The organism is Priestia sp. 10L35, assembly GCF_056395685.1.
Map to the genome: position 1 here is coordinate 264248 of NZ_JBFTKA010000005.1, position 26507 is coordinate 290754.

The 26507-nt window shown below is 37.8% G+C and carries 25 protein-coding genes and 1 tRNA gene; 5 read left to right on the plus strand and 21 right to left on the minus strand.

The genetic code is table 11. From position 1 onward, the window contains the following. Positions 1–4: 4 nt before the first annotated feature. Both nasC and nirB read right to left on the minus strand, forming a co-directional pair. Complete coding sequence (nasC, locus tag AC1DEF_RS19570) at positions 5–2155, minus strand: assimilatory nitrate reductase catalytic subunit NasC (protein WP_477727530.1); 2151 nt, start codon at positions 2153–2155, stop codon at positions 5–7. 19 nt (positions 2156–2174) lie between these two features. Continuing rightward, the gene (gene nirB / locus AC1DEF_RS19575) at positions 2175–4520 is read right to left on the minus strand and encodes a nitrite reductase large subunit NirB (protein ID WP_318330996.1); all 2346 of its coding nucleotides are present in this window, start codon (positions 4518–4520) and stop codon (positions 2175–2177) included. 337 nt (positions 4521–4857) lie between these two features. On the opposite strand from nirB, the gene AC1DEF_RS19580 reads away from it, so the two are divergent. Further along, positions 4858–5292, plus strand: a complete 435-nt coding sequence (locus AC1DEF_RS19580) for a hypothetical protein (protein WP_016763097.1) — start codon at positions 4858–4860, stop codon at positions 5290–5292. A 55-nt stretch (positions 5293–5347) separates the two neighbouring features. On the opposite strand, the gene lrgB is transcribed toward AC1DEF_RS19580, so the two are convergent. The 12 genes from lrgB to AC1DEF_RS19640 all read right to left on the minus strand — a co-directional run bounded on the left by lrgB (position 5348) and on the right by AC1DEF_RS19640 (position 16918). Further along, entirely contained in the window at positions 5348–6028 is a 681-nt protein-coding gene (lrgB, locus tag AC1DEF_RS19585; protein WP_025749840.1) for an antiholin-like protein LrgB, read from the minus strand. A gap of 33 nt (positions 6029–6061) precedes the next feature. Then, positions 6062–6496: an antiholin-like murein hydrolase modulator LrgA gene (gene lrgA, locus AC1DEF_RS19590; RefSeq protein WP_028412310.1), complete on the minus strand. Its 435-nt coding sequence runs from the start codon at positions 6494–6496 to the stop codon at positions 6062–6064. A 162-nt stretch (positions 6497–6658) separates the two neighbouring features. After that, positions 6659–7399 (minus strand): LytR/AlgR family response regulator transcription factor, encoded by a 741-nt coding sequence (locus AC1DEF_RS19595; RefSeq protein WP_097824294.1) that lies wholly within the window; start codon positions 7397–7399, stop codon positions 6659–6661. A gap of 1 nt (position 7400) precedes the next feature. Then, positions 7401–9152, minus strand: a complete 1752-nt coding sequence (locus AC1DEF_RS19600) for a sensor histidine kinase (protein ID WP_043980398.1) — start codon at positions 9150–9152, stop codon at positions 7401–7403. 121 nt (positions 9153–9273) lie between these two features. Then, entirely contained in the window at positions 9274–10602 is a 1329-nt protein-coding gene (locus tag AC1DEF_RS19605; protein WP_043980400.1) for a 6-phospho-beta-glucosidase, read from the minus strand. Continuing rightward, positions 10599–10928 (minus strand): PTS lactose/cellobiose transporter subunit IIA, encoded by a 330-nt coding sequence (locus AC1DEF_RS19610; RefSeq protein ID WP_025749845.1) that lies wholly within the window; start codon positions 10926–10928, stop codon positions 10599–10601. Before AC1DEF_RS19610 ends, AC1DEF_RS19605 begins: the two co-directional genes overlap by 4 nt. 13 nt (positions 10929–10941) lie before the next feature. Continuing rightward, positions 10942–12300 carry a PTS cellobiose transporter subunit IIC gene (celB, locus tag AC1DEF_RS19615; protein WP_013055478.1) on the minus strand — a complete coding sequence of 453 codons (1359 nt, stop codon included), beginning with the start codon at positions 12298–12300 and terminating at the stop codon, positions 10942–10944. A gap of 13 nt (positions 12301–12313) precedes the next feature. Further along, positions 12314–12619 (minus strand): PTS sugar transporter subunit IIB, encoded by a 306-nt coding sequence (locus AC1DEF_RS19620; protein ID WP_013055477.1) that lies wholly within the window; start codon positions 12617–12619, stop codon positions 12314–12316. A 161-nt stretch (positions 12620–12780) separates the two neighbouring features. Further along, positions 12781–14730, minus strand: coding sequence for a BglG family transcription antiterminator (locus AC1DEF_RS19625; RefSeq protein ID WP_097824295.1), 1950 nt, complete (start codon positions 14728–14730; stop codon positions 12781–12783). Between the two features lie 261 nt (positions 14731–14991). Further along, positions 14992–15570, minus strand: a complete 579-nt coding sequence (locus tag AC1DEF_RS19630) for a TetR/AcrR family transcriptional regulator (RefSeq protein WP_318330995.1) — start codon at positions 15568–15570, stop codon at positions 14992–14994. 4 nt (positions 15571–15574) lie between these two features. Further along, positions 15575–16297 carry an MBL fold metallo-hydrolase gene (locus tag AC1DEF_RS19635; RefSeq protein WP_318330994.1) on the minus strand — a complete coding sequence of 241 codons (723 nt, stop codon included), beginning with the start codon at positions 16295–16297 and terminating at the stop codon, positions 15575–15577. A 282-nt stretch (positions 16298–16579) separates the two neighbouring features. Next, positions 16580–16918 (minus strand): YflT domain-containing protein, encoded by a 339-nt coding sequence (locus AC1DEF_RS19640; protein ID WP_097824298.1) that lies wholly within the window; start codon positions 16916–16918, stop codon positions 16580–16582. Positions 16919–17340: 422 nt separating this feature from the next. On the opposite strand from AC1DEF_RS19640, the gene AC1DEF_RS19645 reads away from it, so the two are divergent. Further along, on the plus strand, positions 17341–18732 hold the full coding sequence (locus tag AC1DEF_RS19645) for an amino acid permease (protein WP_097824299.1): 1392 nt from the start codon (positions 17341–17343) through the stop codon (positions 18730–18732). 72 nt (positions 18733–18804) lie between these two features. Here the strand turns inward: AC1DEF_RS19645 and AC1DEF_RS19650 are convergent, their stop codons facing one another. The 4 genes from AC1DEF_RS19650 to AC1DEF_RS19665 form a co-directional block, all read right to left on the minus strand. Beyond that, positions 18805–18939, minus strand: coding sequence for a hypothetical protein (locus AC1DEF_RS19650; RefSeq protein ID WP_255255747.1), 135 nt, complete (start codon positions 18937–18939; stop codon positions 18805–18807). Between the two features lie 127 nt (positions 18940–19066). Then, complete coding sequence (locus AC1DEF_RS19655; protein ID WP_318330993.1) at positions 19067–19696, minus strand: copper homeostasis protein CutC; 630 nt, start codon at positions 19694–19696, stop codon at positions 19067–19069. Positions 19697–19760: 64 nt separating this feature from the next. Next, the gene (locus AC1DEF_RS19660; RefSeq protein WP_097824301.1) at positions 19761–21206 is read right to left on the minus strand and encodes a DEAD/DEAH box helicase; all 1446 of its coding nucleotides are present in this window, start codon (positions 21204–21206) and stop codon (positions 19761–19763) included. Positions 21207–21374: 168 nt separating this feature from the next. Continuing rightward, a tRNA-Val gene (locus tag AC1DEF_RS19665) sits at positions 21375–21446 on the minus strand. Between the two features lie 130 nt (positions 21447–21576). On the opposite strand from AC1DEF_RS19665, the gene AC1DEF_RS19670 reads away from it, so the two are divergent. Together AC1DEF_RS19670 and AC1DEF_RS19675 are read left to right on the plus strand one after the other, a co-directional pair. Then, complete coding sequence (locus tag AC1DEF_RS19670; protein ID WP_097824302.1) at positions 21577–22188, plus strand: DsbA family oxidoreductase; 612 nt, start codon at positions 21577–21579, stop codon at positions 22186–22188. 20 nt (positions 22189–22208) lie between these two features. Continuing rightward, positions 22209–22964, plus strand: coding sequence for an arylamine N-acetyltransferase family protein (locus AC1DEF_RS19675; RefSeq protein WP_097824303.1), 756 nt, complete (start codon positions 22209–22211; stop codon positions 22962–22964). 27 nt (positions 22965–22991) lie between these two features. Here the strand turns inward: AC1DEF_RS19675 and AC1DEF_RS19680 are convergent, their stop codons facing one another. Then, positions 22992–23441 (minus strand): Lrp/AsnC family transcriptional regulator, encoded by a 450-nt coding sequence (locus AC1DEF_RS19680; protein ID WP_097824304.1) that lies wholly within the window; start codon positions 23439–23441, stop codon positions 22992–22994. A 172-nt stretch (positions 23442–23613) separates the two neighbouring features. Here AC1DEF_RS19680 and AC1DEF_RS19685 point away from each other — a divergent pair, with 172 nt between their 5' ends. Beyond that, entirely contained in the window at positions 23614–24234 is a 621-nt protein-coding gene (locus AC1DEF_RS19685) for a YitT family protein (protein ID WP_097824305.1), read from the plus strand. 38 nt (positions 24235–24272) lie between these two features. Here AC1DEF_RS19685 and AC1DEF_RS19690 read toward each other — a convergent pair whose 3' ends face one another. Together AC1DEF_RS19690 and AC1DEF_RS19695 are read right to left on the minus strand one after the other, a co-directional pair. Further along, positions 24273–24884, minus strand: a complete 612-nt coding sequence (locus AC1DEF_RS19690; RefSeq protein WP_028407502.1) for a DUF1349 domain-containing protein — start codon at positions 24882–24884, stop codon at positions 24273–24275. Positions 24885–25038: 154 nt separating this feature from the next. Then, positions 25039–26367, minus strand: a complete 1329-nt coding sequence (locus AC1DEF_RS19695) for a GntT/GntP/DsdX family permease (protein WP_013081793.1) — start codon at positions 26365–26367, stop codon at positions 25039–25041. Between the last annotated feature and the right edge of the window lie 140 nt (positions 26368–26507).

The following is a 26507-nucleotide window of genomic DNA, read 5'->3' on the forward strand; positions in this document are numbered from 1 at the left end:
ATTTTTAATAGCTGCTTCTTTTTACAGAAGGGCTAATCTTCACAGCACTTACTTTAAACCCTGGCATCTTACAGGCGGGATCTAATTTCTCAGAAACAAGGTTATTAACATTTTGAGAATCCGCCCAGTGAAAAGGAACAAATACGGTATCTGGCCGAATGCCCTCTGAAAATTTGCTTCTTACCACAACCCTTCCATATGAAGATTCAATTTGTACTAATTCTTGATTCAAAATTTCATATTTTTTCGCTGTTGAAGGGTGGATTTCCATAAAAGATTCGAAATTTCTAGCAGATAAAGATGCACTTTTTCGCGTTTGTACACCCGTTAAATAGTGCGACATCACTCTCCCCGTTGTTAAATAGAGAGGGTATTTTTCCGTTATTTTTGCTTTAGGTACAATAGCTTGATTCGAGACAGGGACCATCATCGCTTTTCCATCACTATGAGCAAAACGCGTTTCAAACAGGCGCTCGGTTCCTTTATCTGTTAAGCTTCTGCATGGCCATAAAATTCCTTTTTCCTCTCGTAATCGTTCGTACGTAATACCAGAGTAATCCGCGATCCCTCCTTTACTTGCTATTCGCAGTTCATTAAATATTTCTTCAGCTGATGCAAACGAAAAATGTTCCTCTTTCCCTAAAACTTTAGCAATTTCACACAGTATTTCCCAGTCGTGTTTGATTTCGCCGTGGCATGGAAAGCTAGCTTCGCGTAATGTAACTCTTCCCTCTACATTTGTCATAGTTCCTTCATCTTCCAAGTAGGAAGATGCTGGTAAGATCAAGTTTGCTAATTTTGCTGTTTCTGATTCAAACATATCTGCTACTACTAGAAAATCAAGCTTTTCAAAAGCCTTCTTAACAAAATTAGCGTTTGGATTTGAAACTGTTGGATTTGAACACATCAAAAACAACCCTTTAATTTCACCGTCATGAATTTTTTCAATCATCTCATATGCAGAAACACCTTTTCTAGGAAGGTCTTTCTCCTCTATGTTCCACACATCCGCTATATACATCCGGTGCTCACGATTTTCGATTGAACGGTAGCCTGGAAGCTGATCCGCTTTTTGACCATGCTCCCGGGCTCCTTGCCCATTTCCTTGACCGGTAATGGCCCCATATCCGCAGCGAGGTTTACCAATTTTCCCAACAGAAAGTAGAATATTTAAAAAATTTCGCACCGCAGCACTTCCGTCTGTTTGCTGCTCTACCCCTCTAGCAGTAAAAATCATTCCCGTTTTTCTTTGACCAAACATACGGGCAGCTTGGTACATCTCTTCAAGTGGCACTCCCGTTATTTCTTCAATGATATTAAATTCTAGAGACGCCACATATTGAATTACTTCTTCAAATCCATTTACACGTTCTTGTAGAAATCGTTCATCTAGATAATTTTCTTCGATAAGGACCTTCAAGATTCCATTGGCTAATGCCGCGTCGCTTCCCGGCTTAAGTTTCAAGTGTAAATCAGCTATTTTAGTTGTAGCGGTTTCTCTTGGATCAATTGCAATAATAAATGCTCCGTTTTCTTTTGCTTTCTCAAAATAAGGCATAATCGTTGGCTGACATTCCGCAATATTTGTTCCAGCTAACATAATACATTCAGTAAACGGAATCTCTTGCAAGCTATTCGTAAATCCTCTGTCCATGCCAAATGTTTTACTAGCAGCAGAAGCAGCAGCCGACATACATAAGCGTCCATTGTAATCAATATATTTTGTTTTTAACGCAACTCGAGCAAATTTCCCTAATAAATAAGCTTCTTCATTTGTAATAGAGGCACTTCCATAAACACCTAGCGCATCTGCTCCATTTTTCTCTTGAATCTCTGTAACGTTTTCTTTAATATAGTGAAGAGCTTCTTTCCAAGAAATCTTTACAAACTCTCCGTTTACTTTTAATAAAGGATATTGAATCCGATCTTTATGCAAAGGATGCTGATGCGCATTCATTCCTTTGATACATAACCTTCCTTGAGAAGTAGGGTTATCTGTTCCAATTGTTTTATACGTTTTCCTTTTTACATGTGTTTGTTCAACTAACTGCATTTTGCACTGCATGCTGCAGTAAGGACACTGAGTATTATAGATACGCTCGGTTTCAACTTGCTTTTGCTGCTCACGAAAATATTTCAATAGCATCTCAGTCATCGTAGGTCACCCTTCTTTCCTATAATAAATATGTGATTGCACGAGAGCGCTCTGAACTGAGCTGCTTCATTAAATACTCTCGATTGTCTATCTCAAACAAAACTTCTCTGACATGAACAATTCCTACTCGTTCGATCCAGCTCCCGACAGTTTCTAAATAGTTTCCTGTTTCACGGTAATATTGAATCAAAGAACAGCTGATTTCTACTGCTTCTTCGTTCGTTTCGGCCACATAAAACAGCTCCCCGCTTCTGTCTTCTGCGCTGCTTCCGCCGACATATATTTCCCATCCTCTGTCTATTCTGCTTAATCCTATATCACTTGTTGTTACATTCTCTGCAATGTGAGAACACGAAGCAATACTGATTTTGATATCACATGGGGTCTTTACATATTCAAGCTGTTTATCTAATTCATTTGATAAAGCAAGAGCAGGTTCATGCTGACAAATACACGTTCCTTTTCCTATATAAACAGATACATTTTTAACTGTACGTTCATATAGCTGCTGAAGTCCTCTATCTATTTCCTCACTTATCAACGGAAGATATTCTTTTTTCACTCCAATAAGTTGAATGCGCTGATCACTTGTTAAACGAATATTAGAGATGTTGTACCTTTCAGCTACATTTGCTATGTTCCTTAATTCCTGTACATTTGTCAGACCACCGTGAATTTGCGGTACCACTGCATAAGTCCCATCGTGAAGCAAAACGGCCTGTTCATTCTCCGTAGTAAATAAAGAATGTCGATTGTTTTCATAATGAGGATGCATCATATCTAAATAGTAATGAAGACCGCCTTCACATAACGAACAGCCTTTCATGTCTTTAAACTTTAATATTTCTCTTACTTGCTGAACCGTCTCAAATTGATATTGCTGCATTTCTCTTACCAGCTCATCTTCTGATAAATGTGTACATGTACAAAAGGTTTTTTGTTCAATGATTTCATCAAACTCATCGCTTTGAATATATGTTAAAAGATCTGTTACAAGGGGTTTGCATCCTCCGCATGAACCAGAAGCTTTCGTGCAATTTTTTATTTCATCTACTGTCGTTAAATCATTTTTCTGTACTGCTTCAATAATGGCTCCCTTTGTTACACCATTACAGTTGCATACCATATCTGTAAGTGGCATAGAAGCTACTGCATTTTCTTTTTCATGTTGAGAAGGAAATAATTGTACTTTTTCCGCTTGCGACAAATCCTTTTTTTCATTAATCATTTGTGATAGCTTTATAGCCTCACTGGTATCTCCAAAAAGAACAGCTCCCACTATTTTCCCCTCGCGAAAAACGACTTTTTTGTATATACCATCTAACATATTCGAAATAGTAATGGCTTTTGCACCTTGATTTTCCTTGAACTCTCCGACTGAGTAAACGTCTATTCCTGATATTTTTAATTGAGTGGAAAGAACGGACCCGCGATAACCATCGTTTTTTATTTGGCAAAGATGTCGCGCTAAGACTTTTCCTTGTTCGTAAAGAGGAGCAACAAGGCCGTATGTCATCCCTCGATGTTCCGCGCATTCACCTACTGCATAGATATCCGGGATGCTCGTTTCTAAATAATCATTTACGATGATTGCTCTATTTGTTTCTATTCCGCTTTTTTTAGCTAGATTAACATTTGGCCTCACTCCTGTAGCCATTACAACTAAATCAGCTGCAATTTTGCTGCTATCGTTAAATCGGACGCCTTCTGCTCGATTTTCCCCTATAATCTCATCCGTATGCTTGTTTAATAGAAAACTCATGCCTTGCTTTTCCAATTCTTCCCTTAACATAGCAGATGCTGCTCTGTCTAACTGTCGCTCCATTAAGAAACCCGAATGATGAATGACTTGAACATCCATTCCCAAATTTAATAGTCCCCTAGCAGCTTCCAGCCCTAACAGACCCCCTCCAATAACCGCTGCTTTTTTATATTGTTTAGAAATTTTAATCATTTCCTGACAGTCTTCGATGGTACGAAAAGCGAGGACACCTTCTTTGTCAGACCCTTTAACGGGGAGCATATACGGGCTCGAGCCAGTAGCAAGAATAAGCTTGTCGTACATCGTCTCTCTGTTTTTATCTGTTTTTATTATTTTTCTCTTAGTGTCTATGTGCGTAACGCTTTCTCCTTTAAATAAAGTGATATTATTTTCCTTATACCATGCCAAAGAATGAATATTGATATCTTCAAGCTTTGTACTGCCTTGTAAAACGGTTGATAATAAAATTCGATTATAGTTAACGTGAGGCTCACTTCCAAAAACAGTAATATCAAAACCATCTGGAGAATGAATAAGAATTTCTTCAATACAGCGCATTCCTGCCATTCCATTTCCGATTAATATCAGCTTTTGTTTCGTCATATAAAAACCTCCAACACATAGATTCAGACCGTAAAATATACAGTTTTTATTATTCCATAAACTTCTCTAAAAGAAATGAACCTTGTTATAACTTCTAACATTAAAATCTGTTTAAAGCGTATGAATACGCCGATACCATTCGTTGAAAGCAAGCTTTTATATAGAAGATTAATATGCTTTAAAAAGGGGTAGAAAAAAGGATGCTATGCTTATATCACCTTTCCCTACGCCTTATAAGTAATCTATATAAAATTTTGTTATCTTCTTTTTGTCTACTATTTATTTATTTTGAAATCAATTATGATAAAAGAAAGAGTCTGAATTGGAGGTTTAAAACATGTCAATAACCGTTCACGCCACTCAGTGGATTCATTTTCAAATTAAATTGTATAACCTTCATTCCAAAACGAGATCGCTTAAAGATCAAAAACTAGAATTACCTCTGCCAGAATTCCATCAAAATCTAATCATATTTACATCAGCAGCTCATCATGGCCTTACGTTTGGATATCAAGCCATTCAATGGGATACACCCTATACTTCCTGTCCGATTTACATAGAGCATCAGTCTATTCCATGGTCCACTTTAGAACAACGTTCCCATAAGCACATAACTGAACATATTACAGCTATTTTCTTAGAGACAATGTTTTATAGACAAAGTCAATTCAAACAATGTCAATTTTGTTTTGAATTTATCATTCCTGAGAGTCTTTTTGACCATACAACCTGTCAAAACTGCGCATCACGACATTTTGGAGTGGTGTATTAATTAACAAACAAAAGCCTGAAGGAGTCAGAAAATCTCTGACTCCTTCAGGCTTTTGTTACATGACTAGCTGAACAAAAAGTGGAATAACGGCAACTGTGACGACGCCTACAATAACAACTGCAATACTTGCCATGGCTGCCTCTACTTCTCCCATTTCAATTCCCACGGCTACTCCCAGCGCATGTCCAGAAGTTCCAAGAGCTAATCCTTTTGAAATTGGATTCTTCACTTTGAATATTTTTAAAAATAAAGCGCCCAGCGCATATACGATGACTGCGTTAAAAATAACAGCAAAGGAAGTAATAGCAGGAATCCCTCCAATATCTTGAGACAATGGGAGCGCAATCGCTGTTGTAGCTGCTTGCGGAAGCATTGATTTCATCACAACTTCATCCATATGAATACCTTTAGCAATCGCAAAAATAATCGCTACCGAACAAACTGACCCTACTGCAATAGAAGAAAGAATTTGCCACCAGTACTTTTTTAATTTATCGGCTTGCTTATATAAAGGGATGGCAAAAGCAATTGTTGCCGGTTCTAAAAAGAAGCTGATAATCTTCCCGCCGCTGCTATATTCCTCATAAGAAAAATGACCAATTTTCAAAAAAGCAATTCCTAGTACCATTGCCACAAATAAAGGAGTAAATAAGAAAAAACCTTTTGACTTTTTAAATAAATACGTTCCAATGCCGTACGCAGCTAAAGAAACCACGATTCCAAAATACGGATTCATCTTTCCAACCACCTTGTCTCTTTATAATTGATGTTAAGCAATACCTTGTTTTTTCGTTTTTTCACTCATATCTACATCTTTTATTTCTTCTTTTGCTTTATTATCTTTTGTCATGCCAAGTATAAGCTGTGAAAATAAGCCTGTAACGCCTAACAAAATAATCGTTGCCACGATGATAACTAAACAAATTTGAATGCCGTACTGCTGCATAACACCTAATGAATTCATAACAGAAATACCTGCTGGTACAAATAAAAATCCGATCAAAGAAGTTAAAGCCGTTCCCAGTGATTCAACTTGCTCTAGTTTAATAATCTTCAAGCAGAGTGCAAGAAATAACAGCACAAGTCCAATGACTGAAGCAGGCATTGGAAAAGGCAAATGCTCTGCAATAAAATCTGAAATCAACATAATTACGGAAAAAATAAATGCTTGTGTTAAGAAGCCATACACTTTTTTAGCACTCATTTCTTTCACCTCTCTCTGTTTGTTGACTTCATTATATAAAATGAAAATCAATAGGAAAGCGTTTTCAAATCAAAGAGTCAAATATTTGTGCTCACTTACAAAAATCGAGCCTTGAAATGCAAAAAACAGCTTGCCAAAATGCATACGCAAGCTGTTTTTTTCTTAAATTCCTAAACGTTTCTTTAATTCTTTAGCATATGTACGGCTGACAGGAACTCGCTCATCGTTTTTCATTACTAAATTATACGTAGAATTAAACCAAGGCTGTACTTCGGAAATATGATCTACGTTGACGATATATCCCCTGTGCACACGACTAAACGACTGAGAAGGGAGCTTTTTTTCTAGCATAGCAAGCGTATCAGCAGTATGGTAGGATTCTGTTATAGTCTGAATGGTGACTTCTCCTTCTATTAACCCTACAAACAAGATGTCCTTTATATTCACCAACACAATCGAATCGTCTACAGAAATCGCTAACTTTCCAGTTTGAGAAGAAGACTCTCCTAACGATTCTTCTTCTTTCACAGCGGAATGAGGAACACGCATTTTTTTATATTTATGAATGGCCTGCACCACTCTTTCTTCGTCAAAAGGCTTCAAAATGTAATCAATTGCATCTACTTCAAAGGCTTGTAAAGCGTACTGATCGTACGCGGTTGCAAATATAATAGCTGGCGGATTTTTCATTTTTTTAAGCCTTTTAGCAATATCAAAACCGCTGTCATCTGACAGTTGTATATCTAAAAATAATAAATCCGGCTTTTCATCCATCATTTTATCCAACGCCTCTTCGATACTTTCAGCTTCTTCAATGAAGTCTACTTCTTTCGTTCGATGTAATAAATATTTTAATTCATCTCGCGCTAACATTTCATCATCTACTATTAGTACTCGCAGCATATTATACACCCTCGCTTTTTAATTCAATTGGTATAACAAACGAAACCGCTGTTCCTTCTGTTATGTCAAACTCTAGCGTTGTTTCTTTTCCAAATAATCCGTGCAAACGTTGTTTAATATTGTAAAGAGCCGTCCCCGTTCCTTTTTCTGAAAAAACGGGCTGATTGCCAAGCTTTTGCAATCGTTTTGTGTCTATACCTTGTCCATTGTCTTTTACCTTTACGTATACATATTTATCTTTTGTCTCAATATGAACTTCTACGCGACAGTGCTTTTGTTTACGCGGAAAGGCGTGCCGAATGGCATTTTCCACAAGCACTTGAAGAATAAATGGTGGAAGCAAGACATCATCTAGCCCTTCTTCAATATACATGTCAATTTCGTATTTATTAGGGAACCTGGCTTGTTCAAGCGATAAGTACGCGTGAACATGATCAAGCTCTTTTGATAACGGAATCAACAGCTGCCTTGCACCTTGCAAATTGGAACGAAAATAAATGCTTAGCTGCAAAAGCAGCTTTCTGGCTTTTTCTACGTCCTGTCTGCACAGCGCCGATATCGTATTAATAGCATTAAATAAAAAATGAGGATTCACCTGAGCCTGTAAAGCTTTAATCTCCGCATCTTTTAGCAATTTACTTCGAAGCTCTGCTTCGCCGAGCTCTAGCTGAGTTGAAAAAAGTTTAGCTAATCCTTCTGCCAGCTCTTCCTCCACTCGGCTTAACCCGCTCGCATCTTTAAAGTACATTTTTAGTGTTCCAATGGTAGTACCGTGAGAAGTAAGCGGCATCACAATAGCGGCATGAAGCGGGCAGTCTTTATGCTGACAATCAATTTGTTCTCTCGATTTTGCTTTCATAATTTTTCCTGTCTTCAGCACTTCGTGAGACAGCCCGGTAATTAAACTATGCGAAGGAACGTGATGATCAATTCCTTCCCCTACATGAGCTAAAATTTTGTGCGTATCAGTTAGCGAAACAGCATCCGTACCTGTGAAGCGATGAATAATATTTGCAACATTTTCACATGATTCACTAGTAAGACCCTGACGAAAATGTGGAAGAGTTTGATCCGCAATTAATAATACTTTGTGTGTCTGAAGCGCTCTCATTTGTTCCTCTTGCCGTAAAATGGACTGAATAATAGATAAGAAAATATAGCTTCCCGTGCCATTTACAATAATCATTGGAATAGCAATAATACTCACTAGCGTCCATGCCGAATCAAACGGTTTAGCAAATAATAAAATAATCAGCATCTGAAGCGTTTCCATCGCTATGCCTACAAGTGCAGCAAAGCGCGGTGTAATCGTTCGATGTTTTTTCCGGTAGGCATAGCCGATATATCCAGTTAACACCCCTGCTAAAACGGATGAAACTGCACAGCTAAACGCCGTACTCCCTCCTAACATAAAGCGATGAACGCCAGCAAGTATTCCTACTCCTAAACCAACAAATGGACCGCCAAGCAGACCGCCCATTTCCACACCCATAATTCGTGTATTTGCAATCGAGCTTGATGGATCTACTTTTAATAATAAGTCTTCATTTCGAATAATTGTTCCTTGAATCTCAATTCCCGTGTAGTTACTAATAATGCTAAAAAGAGAAAAAATAAAAATAAGTACAGCTTTTCCTTTATATCCTTGCTGTTTGCGGAGAAATTGCCGAAAAACTTTTGTATGTGCCAGCAAAAAACCTAAGATGACAATAACTCCGACTCGTTCTACCATCATAATTAATAAATGAATCATTTCTAGCCACCCTTTGCTGTCCGTTTCTACTTTATATTGTTACATTGATGGTGGCAGAAATCTAGCTTTACAAATAGAAAAAAAGCTGTGCGAATACGTACTGTATTCGCACAGCTTGATTTTAAGCTTGAACCGTTTTAAAAAATTGAGGCAAGTAATCTTTATGAGCTTCTAGCATCTCGTCTACAATTTGCTTAGCTAGTTTATCAGAAGCCACAAGAGGATTAATGGTTAATGCTAAAATAGCTTTATCATAATCTCCGGTCACTGCTGCTTCAGCTGCAATACGCTCAAATGACTTAATTGTTTGAACAAGACCTCGCACAGGTACAGGAAGGTCGCCGACTGAAATTGGCTTCGGTCCATCTTTTGTAATGATACAGCTTACTTCTACGGCAGAATCAGCAGGAATACTTGCTATGGCACCATTATTGATAGTATTTACGGGCTGAATATCACCTTTATCCGTGTAAATGGATGTAATCAATCGAACGGCTGCATCACTATAATAGGCTCCGCCGCGCTGTTCTAATTGAGGCGGTTTAATGTCTAGATTAGGATCTTCATACAGTTCGAACAGCTCTTTTTCCAACTGTTTTACGACTTCTGCTCTCGTTTCACCTTTTTCATAATTAACGAGCTCTTTTTCTACCATTTCACGCGTTTTATAATAGTACATGTGATATGGACACGTTAACGCATTTAGGGCTTTTGTAAATTCTGGCTCCCATCCAAGTCCCGCTACATTTTTCACAAAGCTGCTGTTAGTTGGATCACTCAATAAATCAATAACTTGATCTTTAACGCTTACACCATCTACATATACATCTAATCCATAGACCATGTGATTTAAACCAGCAAAATCAATTCGAATGCGAGAGTGATCTACATCAAGCAGCTTAGCAATCCCCATTTCCATTCCGATTGGTACATTACAAAGTCCTACAATCTTTTTAATGTTACTATAGCGGAGCACAGCTTCTGTTACCATGCCTGCAGGATTTGTGAAGTTAATCAGCCAAGCTTCTGGACATAACTCTTCAATGTCACGGCAGATATCTAAAATAACGGGAATCGTGCGAAGTCCTTTAAATAATCCGCCCGGTCCATTTGTTTCTTGACCAAGCACCCCGTATTTTAGCGGTATTCTTTCATCTTTCGCTCGTGCATCTAACAAACCAACTCGGAATTGAGTCGTTACGAAATCTGCATCTTTTAGTGCTTCTCTTCGATCTAACGTTAAATGAACATTAATTGGCAAACCTGATTTTTTCACCATTCGTTTTGCCAAATTACCAACAATCTCTAGCTTTTCTTTTCCTTCTTCAACGTCTACTAGCCACAGTTCTCGAACTGGAAGTTCATCGTATCGTTTAATAAATCCTTCTATTAGTTCAGGCGTATAGCTTGAACCTCCGCCAATCGTTACAATCTTAATACCTTTTTTCATAGTGTAATCCCCCCAGAAATTTTGATTGCTTCATATAAATCTACAAATTCAGTAGCCATTTCTTTTACCGTCATCGCATTCATTAAATGATCTTGAGCATGAATCATGAGCAGAGAAATTTCTGTGCTTTCCCCTCTAATTTCACCTTGAATTAACGACGTTTGGATATGATGAGCAGCATTTAATTCTTCTGCAGCTTGTGTAAGCTTTTCACGTGCTTCTGAAAAATTTCCGCTTTTGGCAGCTGCTATCGCTTCCATTGCTGAACTTCTGCCGTTTCCACCGTGTAAGATTAATTTAAAAATATATTCTTGAATGCCTTCCATCCTTTATCCCTCCTCACACAATATCTTTCTTTGTATCACTTGGTACCCCTTCAGCTGCAGGCTGTATACCATTTTCTTCAGTGAATTTTTGTTTATCCCACATTCTAAAGAAAGGATAATAAATGCAAACAGAGATTCCGATATTAATAGCTTGCATAACTGCACCCGATAATTTCCCTCCTGTTGCCAAATAGCCAGAAATAATCGGAGGCATAGTCCAAGGAACCGCAATACCTGCTGGTTTTGCTACCAGTCCTGTCGACATCGCAATATAGGTTGCTACTACCGTCACAAGAGGGGTAATAATAAACGGAATAAGCATCATTGGATTCATCACCATCGGAAGTCCAAAGATGATTGGCTCATTGATGTTAAAAAGAGCTGGTCCTATTCCTAACTTACCAAGCTGCTTCATTTGTTGACTGCGTGCTTTTAAAATCATAGCTACAACTAGAGCTAACGTTGCTCCGCTGCCTCCGATATTAATCCAAATATCAAAGAACTGCTGTGTAAAAATATTTGGTAATGCTTCATGATTAGCAAATGCAATTCGGTTTTCATCCATAGCTCCATACCAAATGGGAGCCATAATTCCACCGACAATATTCGCTCCATGAAGTCCACATGACCACATGAGCATAATAACAAGTTCGGCAACTAGCGTACCGCCTAAACTGCCGCCTAACACACCTAAAGGCTTTCCAAGCAATTCTCCAACGATATTATGCAGACTTCCAAAATGCGTTTGTTCTACTAACAAACGTAAAATCCAAATAAATGCTATTACCGTAAAGCCAGGAATAAGAGCAGCAAACGATTTTCCAACAGCGGGAGGAACCCCATCAGGCATCTTGATGATAATGTCTTTTTGAATAAACCATCTGTAAATTTCCGTAGAGAGAATCGCGACAATCATTGCTACAAAGAGTCCTTTACTTCCCATTAAAGCGGTTGGAATTCCGCCGTCTACTAAAATAGCTTCTTTGGCTCCACTTGGGAGAAAGGACACTTTATACGGAGTAGCAAGTAAAAAAGCAGCAAGTGAAATAGCCCCTGCGGACAAAGCATCTACTCCGTATTTTTCAGCTAACCGATAGGCTATTCCGAAACAAGCAAGCAGCGCCATAATATCGAATGTAGCTCCAACTGGATAGGCCATTTTCGTTGCCCATTCTTTTCCGAAAATCCCTGCCATAAAGTCGTTATAACCTGGTATCGGTAAATTCGACAGTATTAAAAATACTGAACCGATAATAATGAGCGGCATTGTCAGAACAATACCGTCTCGAAGTGCTTGTAAATGGCGTTGACCCGCCATTTTTCCAGCGATAGGCATTACTTTGCTTTCAAGCATACTATTAAATTTGCTCATGTAGTCCACACTCCTATTTTGAAACTAGTTGAACTGCAAATTTTAACACTTGTTCTCCATTACACGTTCCGTAGTGAACAGGATTTATAACGTCAACTGGCACTCCTTTTTCTTCACCTAGCTTCTTAAGCTGCGGCAATAGGTAACGCACTTGAGGTCCTAATAAAAGTACATCCGCTTGATCAATATGGTTGCGAACAGAGTCACCAGGAACCGCCCAAATTTTATACTCCGTGCTTTGCTCCTGAGCGCTTTTTTCCATTTTTGTTACTAGTAAACTTGTAGACATTCCAGCTGCACAACATAATAGAATATTCATTTGTCATTCCCCCGTTTTTTATTTTGCTATCTGTTTTGTTGATAGTTTTACCTTAAAATAAAAGCGCTTACATTTATACACAACCTTTTTCCGTTACTAGCGGAAAAATTATGTTTGAACATTCAGATAAAAAAAGAAGCCCCTCTCTTAGACTTCTTTTTTTATCTAATATTTTTCATAAACACCTCTATAAATTCCTCATAATCCTTGCACTTTACTAAGCGCTGCACGACCTGCTTATCATCCACAACGCGGACTAACAAACTGTACATCTTTTGCAAATCGCCTTGATTATTGGCTTTTACACTTAAAAGGCAAATAAATTGTACGAGGTTTCCTTCCCACATAATCGGTTTTTTTAACGTGCAAATGGCCCAAAACGTCGTATCCGTTTGAGGAACCATAGGATGAGGAATCGCAACGAGATTGCCAAAACTTGTTGGTGATGCAGCTTCTCTTTCAAAAACAGATTCTATAAATTGAGAAGGAACTAGTCCTAGATGAGTTAATTTCTCTCCTAAAAAATGAAGCACTTCTTCTCTCGTTTGAAATTCTTGCTGTAAATATACTAATTCTTTTTTTGTGTATTCTAAGGAAGGCTGCTGTTTGTTCTTCATTAAACAATCAATTTTTTTAAAATCACTGTTTCCTAGAATCGTACTTACTTGTACTACAGGAACAGGAAGATGATCTGGAATTGGAATGGTACTAACAATAAAATCTAAAGAGTGCAGCGACATTTGGTGAAGCTTATAATACTGCGTTGTTCCTAAAATAGTCAGATTTAATCCAAAAGTAGCCTGCAGCTTATATGATAATAGCTTGGCACTCCCTACTCCCGATGCGCATACAATCAAACAGCGCTTAGGCTGATTGATAATTTTCCGACGTTCAATGGCCCCTCCAATATGTAAAGCTAAATAGCCAATTTCCGTTTCATGCATGTCGATTTCAAGGCGATTTTTCAAAACCTTCCCAGCTATAATCCCAGCTTCAAAAGCCAGAGGGTAATGACTCTTAATTCCTTCAAGCATCGGGTTTCGCAGATTCATTCCATATTTATAGCGATTGATAGCCGGTTTCAAATGCAAGCTCATGCCAAGGATCAGCTCTGAATCTTCACTAATTCCTAAATGAAGCTCTTTTTCAATTGCTTCTAATATAGCTGCTGTTAATTCATAGATATTTGTGTCAATAAACTGCTTCACTTCTTTTTCTTCATGATTGCTATTGTTGAGCATTTTTGTACCTAACAAATGAATGGCGATATATGCCGTTTCTGACTTCGGAAAACGAATCTTGAATGCATTTTCAATCTCCCGCACAATTTCAGCTGCCACTTCATATTCTTTATGTTCCATAATCTCAAGCAGATCTTCTGAATACAAAGAAATAAAATTTTCTTCTTGTATTCGCTTACAAGCTATAGCTAAATGAATGATTAAATTATTTAATCCAATGTCTGAAACCATAATATTGTATCGTTTTATTTGATTTAAAATGTGGGCTTTAATCGTTAAGATTGATTCTTGGGGCAGAATAGATATTTTATTGTATACCATATCTATTTCTTTATCTTTTCGGTTGAATATGTACTCAGACATACAGAATCTCATTTTCATTTCGTCCCCTTTAGCTTTCAAGCCATAGTTAGGACGTTTTTCTAAAAGAATATCATACTTACACAGCTGTTTTTTAACATCTCTTAAATCGTTTTGAACCGTTGACTTGCTAATATACAACTCGTCTGCTAAATCTTCGAGCTTCAAATATTCGTCTGCTAGCAGCAATCTTTTGATTAAATAATGCACGCGGTCATCAGGAACGGTTGGAATAGAAGTTGCATCAAATAATTGATTAGCCGAAAGTTCTTTTAATAGGTGATGGAACTGTTTTTCATCTAAAACGCTAAGTTCATATCCTGTCCCACGAGCTGATTTAATTTTAGCTCCGTACTGAGACAAAATGTCATCTAGCTGTTTTATATCCGTTCGAATAGTTCGAGAAGATACTTGATTTACTGTTGCTAAATATTCACTCGTAACGGTTGATAATGTAGACTGTACGGACATTAGTTCTCTTAATATGACGATCATTCTTGAATTAAGCATGTTTGCTTCTCTCCATTCTCAGAAGATTTCTCCCTTATAAAACAAATGAAAAAGGGCTGGTTATTTTAAACAAAAACAAAAAATACCTAAACAGCAACAAACAGAAACTATCTTTTTCTGTCCTTGCAGCTTAGGTTTTGCCTGCTTCATCAGTAACAACCCTAAAACAATAGGAATAAATGTCTTTATTTGTAATCTATCATTCTTTCTCTTTTTTTTCAATTTCAACTAAAGCATTAGGCTTAGTGGCTTTAATGAAATTTATGTGGTCTGTTTATACCGGTGTAGGCCCAATGCAAACGTACGGATTAAAAAGTCTAGAGTCTCATCAGTGCTTAATGACATTCCAAATCCCCCTTTATGCTCCAAAGAAGAAAACCCATGTAAAATGCTGCGAAGACTTCTAACAGCATGAAGGGCTTCATTTTCCCGAAGCTGATACGGTTTCAACACATCCAGCACTAAAAACAAAATGTTATCAGATGCTTTTTGTACTTCTTCATCCTTTATCCTTGGTGCTACCGTTGCCGTTGCTTCGTATATTCCCGGAGACTTTCTTACAAATGAAACGTACGCTTTACTTAGATGATAAACAGCGTCTTCTGCGGAAGCATGTTCGACAGTACTTTTTAAAAGATGATATAGCTGCTGCAGTCCACTTAAAGCCAGTTCTTTGCGCAGCTCTTCTAATCCTTTTATATGGTTATATAAAGACGGTGGACGAACATTTAATTCTTTTGCTAATGAAGCAATTGTAACAGCATAAAACCCTTCACGATTGGCCAAATTTTCACCTGTTTGAATAACCTTTTTGAAATCTAGTCCTTGTCGTGGCGACATCCCTTCATCTCCTTTTTTCTATTTTTACTTTCGCTTGTTGTATTGCTTTCCCCATCAATTTTAGCGGCTGAGAAAGAATTTTTCCGTGTCCAACAGCAAGAAGTGACGGGTTTAGCTCATGTAGCTTTTCTGCACTTTTAAGCGCTAGCTCTTTGCTCCACGTTCCAAAGGCAGGAAACGGAAACAGCGGTTTTAACTGACCTGATACCGCAATTCCTCCTCGCACTTGGAACGAATCTCCGGCAATTAATGCGTTCGTTCTCTGGTCTAAAAAAGACATAGATCCAGGTGTATGTCCAGGTGTAAAAATAGGAGCAAGTGAGCCTATATAAGAATCTTCTTCGATGAAATGATCAATTTTAGTTGAAACCTTTCCTAGTTTTGGTATTCCTCCACGGATTGGGTTTTGAGGTTCTTCAGAATCGAGTGTGAAATCTCCTGAAAATAATCGATAATCTCTTTGCGACATATAAACAGAAGCATTCGGTAACCTTTTTTTCAAATGATCAATCGCTCCGATGTGATCTTCATGAGTATGTGTAAAAACAATTCGAGTAATCGGTTTTCCAATTTGATCTGCAGCTTTCAAAATACCCGACGCGCTGTATGGAAGAGCCGCATCAATTAATGTAAGACTGTCTTTCTCTTCGACTAAATAACAATTCACTGGAAAAAAGCGAGGCAAAAACGTCAGTTGATACAACATTTTCTCACGAACTATTCTCATTTCCTCATCCCCTATTATCAAAATTAAAACTAATGGTATTAGTTTTAATTTTAACTAATACCATTAGTTTTATCAATCATATATTGGAAAAAACAAAAAAGTGTGAGACATAACAAAATCAATTAAATCTAAAGACGAACAAATGGGATAAAGAAGCTCGTATAGATCACTTGTTATACCCTCCCCACAAAAAAATCCGAACGCGTTTGATTCTCTATCAAGAATCAAACGCGTTCGGATCTTCCTTTAACTAAACTACTTTTTTCATAGCCTCTATTAAACTTAAACGTCTTTTCTTTCTCCTGTAGCAGCCACTACAATCGCACTGCCTTTCTTTAACTCTTCTTCATATTTTTTTGTTTCGTCTTTTGATAAGCCTAGTGAAGCCATTTTTGTTCGAAGCTCATCTTCTCTGGTTAAAAATAAACTCGCTGCTGAATGTAAAGGACCTTCTTCAGACAGTCGAATAATATTTGTGTCCGTTACTTCTGTTAAATTTTTTGAATTTTCCTTGTCATACGTAAACACGTATACTTCTTCTTTCTCAAAACCTTTGTCTGCAAATTGATTAACTGCTTCGTTAATGTTTGCTCCTTTTTCTACTACTTCAACATGTTTCATTATTTATAACCTCCTGTTTCTATCGCACATCTTTCTTTTATACTTAACAAAAGAATAAACTTCTTACCACTATATATACCCGTTTTCAGAAAGGAAAACCCGCATTTAGAGCTTTGCAGAGAGTTTGAATATCACTCCACATTATCCTTTAATAGAATGTATACCTCTTTTGATTAAATTATTTGAAACAATCATTCAGTTTATTTTCAGCTACATTGCTTATTATAAAAAGGAAAAAAACGCTAATCAGGTACTTTATACGCATAATGAATATCTGTGTCAGAGTAAGCCGGATATGAATGCAACAATTCATATCCGCTTTTTGTATGAAAGAACCTCTAACAACATCCTGTCCATACGTCTTACAAAATACTATAATTCTCCATATTAACTAAAAATTCAATTTATATAGGAGGTTACAAATGAACAGCCATCCACAGCCACAGTTAAAAAAAGAGTTAAAGATCCGGCATATCACCATGATTTCTCTTGGAGGAATTATCGGTGCTGGATTATTTATCGGAAGCGGATCACTCATTAACACCGCTGGACCGGGATCTATTTTTTCGTACGCATTTGCTGGTTTGCTCGTTATTTTAGTCATGCGAATGCTTGGCGAAATGTCTACTGCCAATCCTTCCAGCGGTTCTTTTTCTACTTATGCAAAAGAAGCATTAGGCCCTTGGGCCGGCTACACGATTGGCTGGCTTTACTGGTTTTTCTGGGTTATCGTTATTGCTGTTGAAGCCATTGCAGGTGCAAATATTATTCAATACTGGTTCCCGTCTTTGCCGTCTTGGGGAGTAAGCCTGGCTCTTACTTTTTTATTAACGATGACCAATCTGTACTCTGTTAAATCTTTCGGAGAATTTGAATATTGGTTTTCCCTCATTAAAGTCGTCAGTATCGTTCTTTTTTTAATTTTAGGTATAGCTATTATTTGTGGATTCATTCCAGGAATTGATTCTCCCGGCACTTCCAACCTTTTGCACAAAGGCGGCTTTTTACCGAATGGAATTAGCTCTGTATTTTTAGGAATTGCCCTTGTCATGTTCTCCTTTATGGGAACAGAAATTGTCGCAACCGCAGCAGGTGAATCGTCTCAGCCTGAAAAAGCCATTACCATCGCGACCAATACCGTTATTTATCGCATTTTGTTTTTCTATTTAGGCTCTATTTTTATTTTAGTAACGGTTCTTCCGTGGAATTCGTCAAGCCTAATGAAAAGCCCATTTGTATCTATTCTTGAATTAGTGAATGTACCGGCCGCAGCTCAAATTATGAACTTTATTATTTTAACAGCCGTTCTTTCCTGTCTGAATTCTGGTCTGTATACAAGTTCTCGCATGCTGTTTTCCATGTCTCAAAACGGCGATGCGCCAAAAAGTTTTTCAAAATTAAATAAAAAAGGCGTGCCGGTTAGCGCGATATTAGCATGTACAGTTATCTCGTACATTAGCGTTATCTTTAACTATATTTCACCGGACAAAATCTTTTTGTTTTTAGTGAATGCGTCAGGCGGCGTAGCGCTTCTTGTATATCTTGTTATTGCATTTTCACAGATTAAAATGAGAAAAAAATATGAAAAAGAAAATCCCGAAGCATTAAAAATTAAAATGTGGTTATTTCCTTACTTAACTTACGCTACAATCCTTGCCATCACTAGTATTTTTATAGCCATGGCATTTATTGATTCATTACGTTCTCAGTTCTTCTTAACTCTTTTAATTGCTGTACTCGTCGTAGGTTCTTTTTTCTTTCAACGTACCAAAATGACGAGCGGCTTAGCAGCAAAAGAAAATACATCAAAATAAAAGAGGTTGAGACATAACTAAATGAATTCAATCTCAAGACGAACAAATGAGATAGATGAGCTGGACTGCTTATTACACCGCAGTTGATTTCCGTGCAAGGCTTCGCTTTCCGCGGGCGGCCGCTGAGCCTCCTCGTCGCTTGTGCTCCTGCGGGGTCTCATCTGTTTCGCTGTTCCCGCAGGAGTCTTCGCCTTGCCCTCCAATCACCTGCTAGAAGGAACGAAACAGATGAAACTATATTCACCATCAAAAAAACGAACCACGAATCAAACATATTGATTAATGGTTCGTTTTTCACTTGGATTAAAATGCTTTTGTCCCAGCCTCTTTTTATTTAACGAGATAAATCTCCTACAATTTTTGTTCCGTGTAATTCAGCTGCTTTTGTTTCTTTTATAACCACCTCTGCGTTGCTTTCATGAATTCCTCCGCCGGGCAAAATAATAATACGGTCGTTAGCATATGTGATCAATTCTCGGATTATATGAAGATTTTGCAAAGCAGATCCTTTCCCTCCTTTGGTCAAAATATGGTCTGCTCCCAATTCACTAAGTATATCAATGGCTTTGTATTTATCTTTAATCTCATCAAATGCCATATGAAACGTAACGCTTAAAGGATGAGCTTCTGCTATTAACTCTTTAGTGCGTCCGTAATCGATTTCAGCTTCTTCTGTTAAAATGCCAAATACTACTCCGTTTACTCCAAGGTCTTTACATGCTTTAACGTCTTTTTTCATAATTTGAAATTCTGCTTCGGAATATATAAAATCACCGCTTCTTGGGCGAATAATCACGTTGATATCTGTATCAAGATGTTCGCTTGCATATTCAATGGTGCCGTAACTTGGCGTAGTGCCTCCTTGACTGAGATTGTCACACAATTCAATGCGGTCTGCTCCTAGCTTTTCTGCTTTTTTTGCCTGCTCATACCCTTCTGCACACGCTTCTTTTATGTACTTCATACTCTCAACTCCTTTATTGGCTCTATAAATAAAGCCCATCTTTAAAAAGATGGACTTCCTTCTGCTATTTAATCGCTTTATGAACTTTTAATTTCTTTCCTTTAATCGTTTTGTTTTTCATTGCTTGTAACACTTTTGGACCTTTTCCATTCAAAATCTCTACATAAGAGACATTTTCTTGGATCGTAATAATTCCAATATCGTCCGCGGTTACTCCGTCTAACTTCGCAATTGTTCCCACAAAATCAACCGCTCTAATTTTCTTTTTCTTTCCTCCGTTAAAATACAGCTTCATAATGTCTTTATTTAATGACTCGCTTTTATCCCTTTTAACTTCTGGACGCTCATTGATTTTTTCAGTAAAAGCGGATGCTGCCTGCTGTACTTCTTCTTTAGAAGGAGGAGTAGATGCTGGAATTGAAAAACCGATATATTCTTCAATTTCCGATAGCATTCTCTCTTCATAAGGCGTTACAAATGTGATAGCCTTCCCTTTTTTACCGGCACGTCCCGTTCTTCCTGTACGGTGAACGTAGCTTTCTTTTTCTAACGGAAGGTCATAGTTAATAACGTGTGTGATATTATCAATATCAATTCCTCTCGCAGCTACATCTGTCGCCACTAAATAACGGAATTTACCTTTTTTGAAATCATTCATAACCTCAAAACGGTCTTCTTGCACCATTGCCCCGTGAATTTTATCACAAGGATACCCAAGATCATCTAAATCATCTAACAACGTATTTACCTGCTCTTGTGTGCGGCAAAAAATGATGCAGCTGTCTGGGTTTTCTACTGTGGTTACGTCTTTCAGCAGTTCAAATTTACGTTCGTTTTCTACTGATATAACAGAATGGTCAATCGTACTTGTCGTTAATCCATTTGCTTTGATTTCAACATCAACCGGCTTTTTCATATACTTGCGAGAAAGCTCTTCAATATCTTCAGGAAGCGTAGCAGAGAAAAGCATCGTTACACGCTCACTAGGAAGATGTTGAATGATTGCTTCTACTTGGTCAATAAAACCCATATTTAGCATTTCATCTGCTTCATCAATAACCAAATAACGAATTTTCTCTAATGCAAGCGTTTCTTTTTCTATATGATCAAGCACTCGTCCAGGCGTACCTACAACAATATGTGTTTTTTGCTTTAATTCTACTTTTTGCTTAGCAAACGGTGATTTTCCGTAGACAGCTGCTGCTTTAATTCGCTTAAAACGGCCGATATTTGTAATATCTTCTTTTACCTGCGCAGCCAGCTCTCGTGTAGGTGTTAACACTAAGGCTTGGGGTTTATTTTCTTCCCAATTAACTAATTCACACAGTGGAATGCCAAAGGAAGCCGTTTTTCCACTTCCTGTTTGAGACTTCACGACAACATCTCTTTCTTCTAGCGCGATGGGAAGCACCTTGCTTTGTACTTCCGTAGGATGATTGTATTGCAGACTAGAAAGCGCCTTAGCTACCTTGTCACTAAGACCATATTGACTAAAACTTCTTTGATTCATTTTGTACCCTCATTTATTTTAAATTAGTGATTATCTTTATCATGACCTGATGCACTATGTTTCATTATACTTTAATTCTTCTATACGCGCTCAAGATTTAATGTAGCATTGATTTGTCAAACAAAAGAGAAAAGCCGCTCTCTTATTAATAAGAAAACGGCTTTGGTATGAGCGATGAGGGATTCGAACCCCCGACCCCATCCCTGTCAAGGATGTATTCTCCCACTGAACTAATCGCTCGTGATATGTATTGACTATATTATAGAAAGAGTTATCCAATTTTGTCAACTATTTTTCCGCAGTTCCCAAGTTGGAAGGATCGTCTTTATTTTTGATAAAATAAAAACATGCCATAAAGGAGCGTGACGGGATGAAAGCGCATATTGAGTTTTATTTTGATTTTGTCTGTCCACTATGTTTTCTAGCCACTAAGCCTTTAAGAGAAGTCATGAAAGAACAAAAGACTGAGATTGAATGGAAGCCTTTTGAACTTTGTCCTGAGCCAGCCCAGCAGATGGAGCAAATAGAAGATGTTTTAGAGAGACCTTGGAATCAATCGATAGCTCCCTTAGCACAACAGCTGCACGTAGAAATAAATATACCGGACATGCCTCCAGTCCCGCGCACTCATTTAGCACATGAAGGCTTTCATTTTGCTAAAAAACATGGTCAAGAAAGTGCCTATGTAGATGCTGTTTTTAAAGCTTATTGGGAAGAGGAAAAAGATATTAGCCAGATTGAAGTCTTAGCAGAAATCGCTGATTCCTTGCATTTAGATCAAGAAATATTTATACGTATCTTAAAAGACCGGACGTTCGAACAAGTTCATAAAGATAGCTTAGTTCATGCGTATGAAGATGCTCATGTAACGAAAGTACCGACTTTAAAAATTGACAGCCGTGCATTTCAAGGATTCGCTTCCAAAGAGACAATCGAAAAAGAGCTGTTACATGAACGTTCTGCTAAAGACAGAGAGAAATGATTTACTAAGAGGTGCATTTGATGAATATTAATTATTATTTTAGTCGGTTTTTAGCTAAGAAACCGGATAGCCCAACGTATGAAAGCTTAGCTGCTTTACAGAACAAACACATGCTTCATGTTCCTTTTGAGAACTTAGATGTTCTGTCTCAAACCCCTATCATAATTGATTTAGAACGAATTTTTCAAAAAGTAATCGTAAATTTGCGGGGAGGATTTTGCTACGAATTAAACGGTCTATTTGGCTGGCTGTTAAAAGAAAGCGGATATGAAGTCTCTTACGTTTCAGCTACCGTCAAAAAACCCGACGGCACGTGGACCATTGAAGGAAGTCACGCTACAAACCTTGTGACGATTGAAAATCAGCCTTACATCGTAGACGTTGGATTTGGAGATTCTGTGCGCAAGCCAATGCCTTTAAATGGCGAAGTAGTAATAGATGTAAGCGGCTCTTATCGTATGACAAACGTTGCTGAGCATATGTATGATTTGCAGCGATGGGAAGATGATGTATGGAAAACGCTGTACCGTGTGTCTACGCTTCCTAAGAAACTGACTGACTTTACTCCCATGTGTGAGTTCAATCAAACGTCAGCGGATTCTCCGTTTGTACACAAACGTCTTGTTACGATCGCAACCCCTACAGGGCGCATTACCCTCTCTGGTGAAACGCTAACTGTAACAGATGGCGAAAAAAAGACGAAAAGGAACGTTTCAGAAGAAGAAATACCTGATATTTTACAAAATCATTTTTATATTATTAAAGGATTTTATTAATATCTCCTTACACAGAAAACCGGCCTCTTATGGGGCCGGTTTTTGTACAGGAGTAATCATCCTGTTTTCTACAGGCGACTTTAAAATAATTGAGGTATTCACATTTCCATAAGGAATCAGTTCATCCACTAGCATTCTAAGTCCATCCATTCCAGACACGGCTGCTTTGATAAAGTAAGAAACCGGCCCCGTTACGCGATGACATTCAAGCACGTCTTCATTTTGCTCAATAAAGTCTTCAAATTCCTCCGGTTTTCTTTTTAATTCGCTTACTTGAATAAACAGCTGTGTATCTCTTCCTAAAGCTTTCGGAGACACCGTAGCGCTAAAACGCTGGATCACTCCTCGTTCCTGAAGACGCTGCAGTCTTTCTGATACGCTTGGACGGCTAAGAGCCAGCTTTTTTGATAAATCACTAATCGTCATACGTCCGTCCCTTTGCAAAATAGACAATAGTTGTGCATCGATTTCATCCATCCAAACCTTTCCTTTCAAAATGAATATAATAAATAAAATCTTTATTCAAGTTGATAAAAGAACAAGTATTATTTCCTTCATTTATACATGTGTTTTCTTTATTTAATATCCTATCATTAAAGTAGATAATTGAAAATGAAAATTCCGAAAAAACAAACAAAGGGGTTTATTTATGAAAAAAGTTTTATGGATTATTCTTGGATGTACGATTGCAAGTATTGGTGTTCTTATCTTGCGGCACTCTCACGTAGTGACGGGGGGAACAGCTGGTCTGTCTCTTAGCTTGTCATATGCCCTTCCCTTATCGTTTGCGGTAATCTTTTTTCTCATTAATATTCCTTTTTATCTCTTTTCCTTCTTTCAAATGGGATGGAAATTTACCGCCACAACTATAGGATCAGTGTCTTTGCTATCGCTTCTCACTTCACTCGATCACTTGCTTCCTTCTTTTACACTTCCCAGCCTGATGGGTGCTGTTACGGGCGGACTAATTGCCGGCCTTGGCTTATCCATTTTATTTATGAACGGAGCTTCTCTCGGCGGTGCTAATATTCTAGCGTTATTCGCACAGCGAAAATTTGGCTGGGATCCTGGAAAAGTGAATTTTTCATTTGATTTCCTTGTCGTGCTGTCGAGCATGTATTCAATTGGAATTTCAAAAGGAATTTTCTCTGTTATATCCATTGCGATTACAGGTTTTGTCATCAGCTACTTCAAGCAAAAAATTGCTTTACACAATCAACCGACATCCGCTTCTGTCACACAGCCTTTAGATAATGCGCTTTCTAAATAAAAACCACGATTTAGCTGTGGCTAAATCGTGGTTTTTATTTACATTTTTTCTACTTTTATAAAATCAAATTGGGCTTCATACCCTTCTCCTTGAGGACTACAAGCATAAATACCAACTTGAACAGGTTCTTTGGTTGAGTTCAATAAGTGAGCGAGTCGGAGCTGAGTCCAAGAATCTCCATCACTTGAATAACAAACGGTGTAATCATCGTTTTTGCGCTGAATTTTAAAATAAAGCGCTGATTTGTTTTGAGTAAAATTTTGACTGGACCAATCTGAGAAGCCCTGGTTGGTTACGACTGCTCCTAATTGGTTAGGACCATCGGGATTGTATTCAACTGACGTTTTGATCCACGTATCTTTTGATACACGAATCATGAGACCTGCTTGATCGTAGCGATTAACTGGATATGTATGCACCTTTGTCATGATTTCAAAGTCGCCTTCTACTTCACGGTAAAGAAAGTGTCCATTGTCCGCTTCAAAGCCATAATGAGTACGCTGCCAAAAATCCGTTTTAGCGTCTGTTTTAATCACTAATCGATTCGTTTCTGTATCAATTTGAAATTGAGCTGGTGGACAATACCAAGAAACGTCTGAATCTAATTTTCCTTCTGAAAAGTTTGTGAAAAATACTAGTTGATTACTCACTCTCTGTCATTCCCTTCTTAGAAGCTATTATTCTTCTATTTCCATTTTGCCATAATTTAACGAATAAATAAAATATTTTGATTATTTTTCTTGCAAATTCTTTTCTTTCATAAAAAAATAAGACTCTTTTACATAGAGTAAAAGAGTCTTATTTTTAAATTAATGCATTTAGAATAAGTGCTCCTGCAAAAGCAATAAAGGATAGAAGCGTTTCCAGAACGGTCCATGTTTTGAACGTTTCTTTCACTGTTAATCCTAAATACTCCTTCACCATCCAGAAGCCAGCATCATTAACGTGAGAGAACATTAGTGAACCCGCACCCGTAACGATAACAAGTAGTTCTAAGTTAACACCGGACATATGCTCAATGATTGGTGAGACAATACCAGCCGCTGTTGTTAATGCAACTGTTGCTGAACCTGTAGCAATACGGATTAATCCAGCAATTAAAAATGCAAGTACAAGTGGTGATAGAGATAGATGTTCAGACATTTGACCAATCGTTGTACCTACTCCGCTATCGATTAATACTTGTTTGAAGCCGCCCCCTGCACCAATAATTAAGACAATAGATCCTACAGGAAGCAAACATTCTTCCGTTAGTTTTTTAATCACATCTTTTGTCATACCTTGACGTTTTCCAAGCAGGTAAAACGCTGCAAAACAAGCAATTAAAAGTGCAATTAATGGACTTCCTATTAATTCTACAAACTTCACTACGCCGCTTGGCAATCCGTTAATAACAGGTGCTATAGCTGCTAAGACCATTAATAGAACGGGCAGTAAAATGACAAAAAATGAAACGCCTGTACCAGGAAGATCTTTTGATGTTGTCGTAATACGAATTAGATCAGGTTCTCCTTCTGGAATCACTCGTTTGTGAACCCATTTTGCAAAAACCGGTCCAGCGATAACTGCAGCTGGAATTGAAATGATTAATGCATATAAAAGCACTTTCCCCGTATTTGCTCCGTAAATACTAATAGCTGCCATCGCACCTGGATGAGGAGGAACGAGACCGTGAACAATTGATAATCCCGCAATAACCGGCAGAGCAATCAATAATATATTTTGTTTTGTTGTTTTATGAATGGAAATAACTAAAGGCAGTAGAATTAAAATTCCTACTTCGAAGAAAACAGGAATACCAATAATGAAACCTGCTACTAGCATCGCCCATGGCAGTCTTTTCACACCGAATATTCTTACGAAATAATCCGCTACCTGCATGCCGGCACCTGAATCGGCCATCAGCTTACCTAAAATTGTTCCCAGCGCTAAAATTCCTACTAAGTGGCCTAAAACACCGCCCACTCCCGTTTCGTAAGCGCCAACAATTTTATCCATTGATAACCCAGAAGCAATTGCCAAAAACAAACTCGCAACCGTTAAACTAATAAACGCATGCCATTTAAAAACTGAAACACCTACAATAACAATAACAATTGCGGCAACTGTAATAGCTAATAAGTATGCATCCATCTTGCTTTCCACCTTCCCTTTAAGTAAACGCTTTCTCTATGTAGCAAAAAAGCTCTACATCCTGTGAATTTTTTTAAAAATAAGTTTCAATTATCGAAATCGTTTACATTAATTATTTTAGAAAACGATTTCATTTTTTT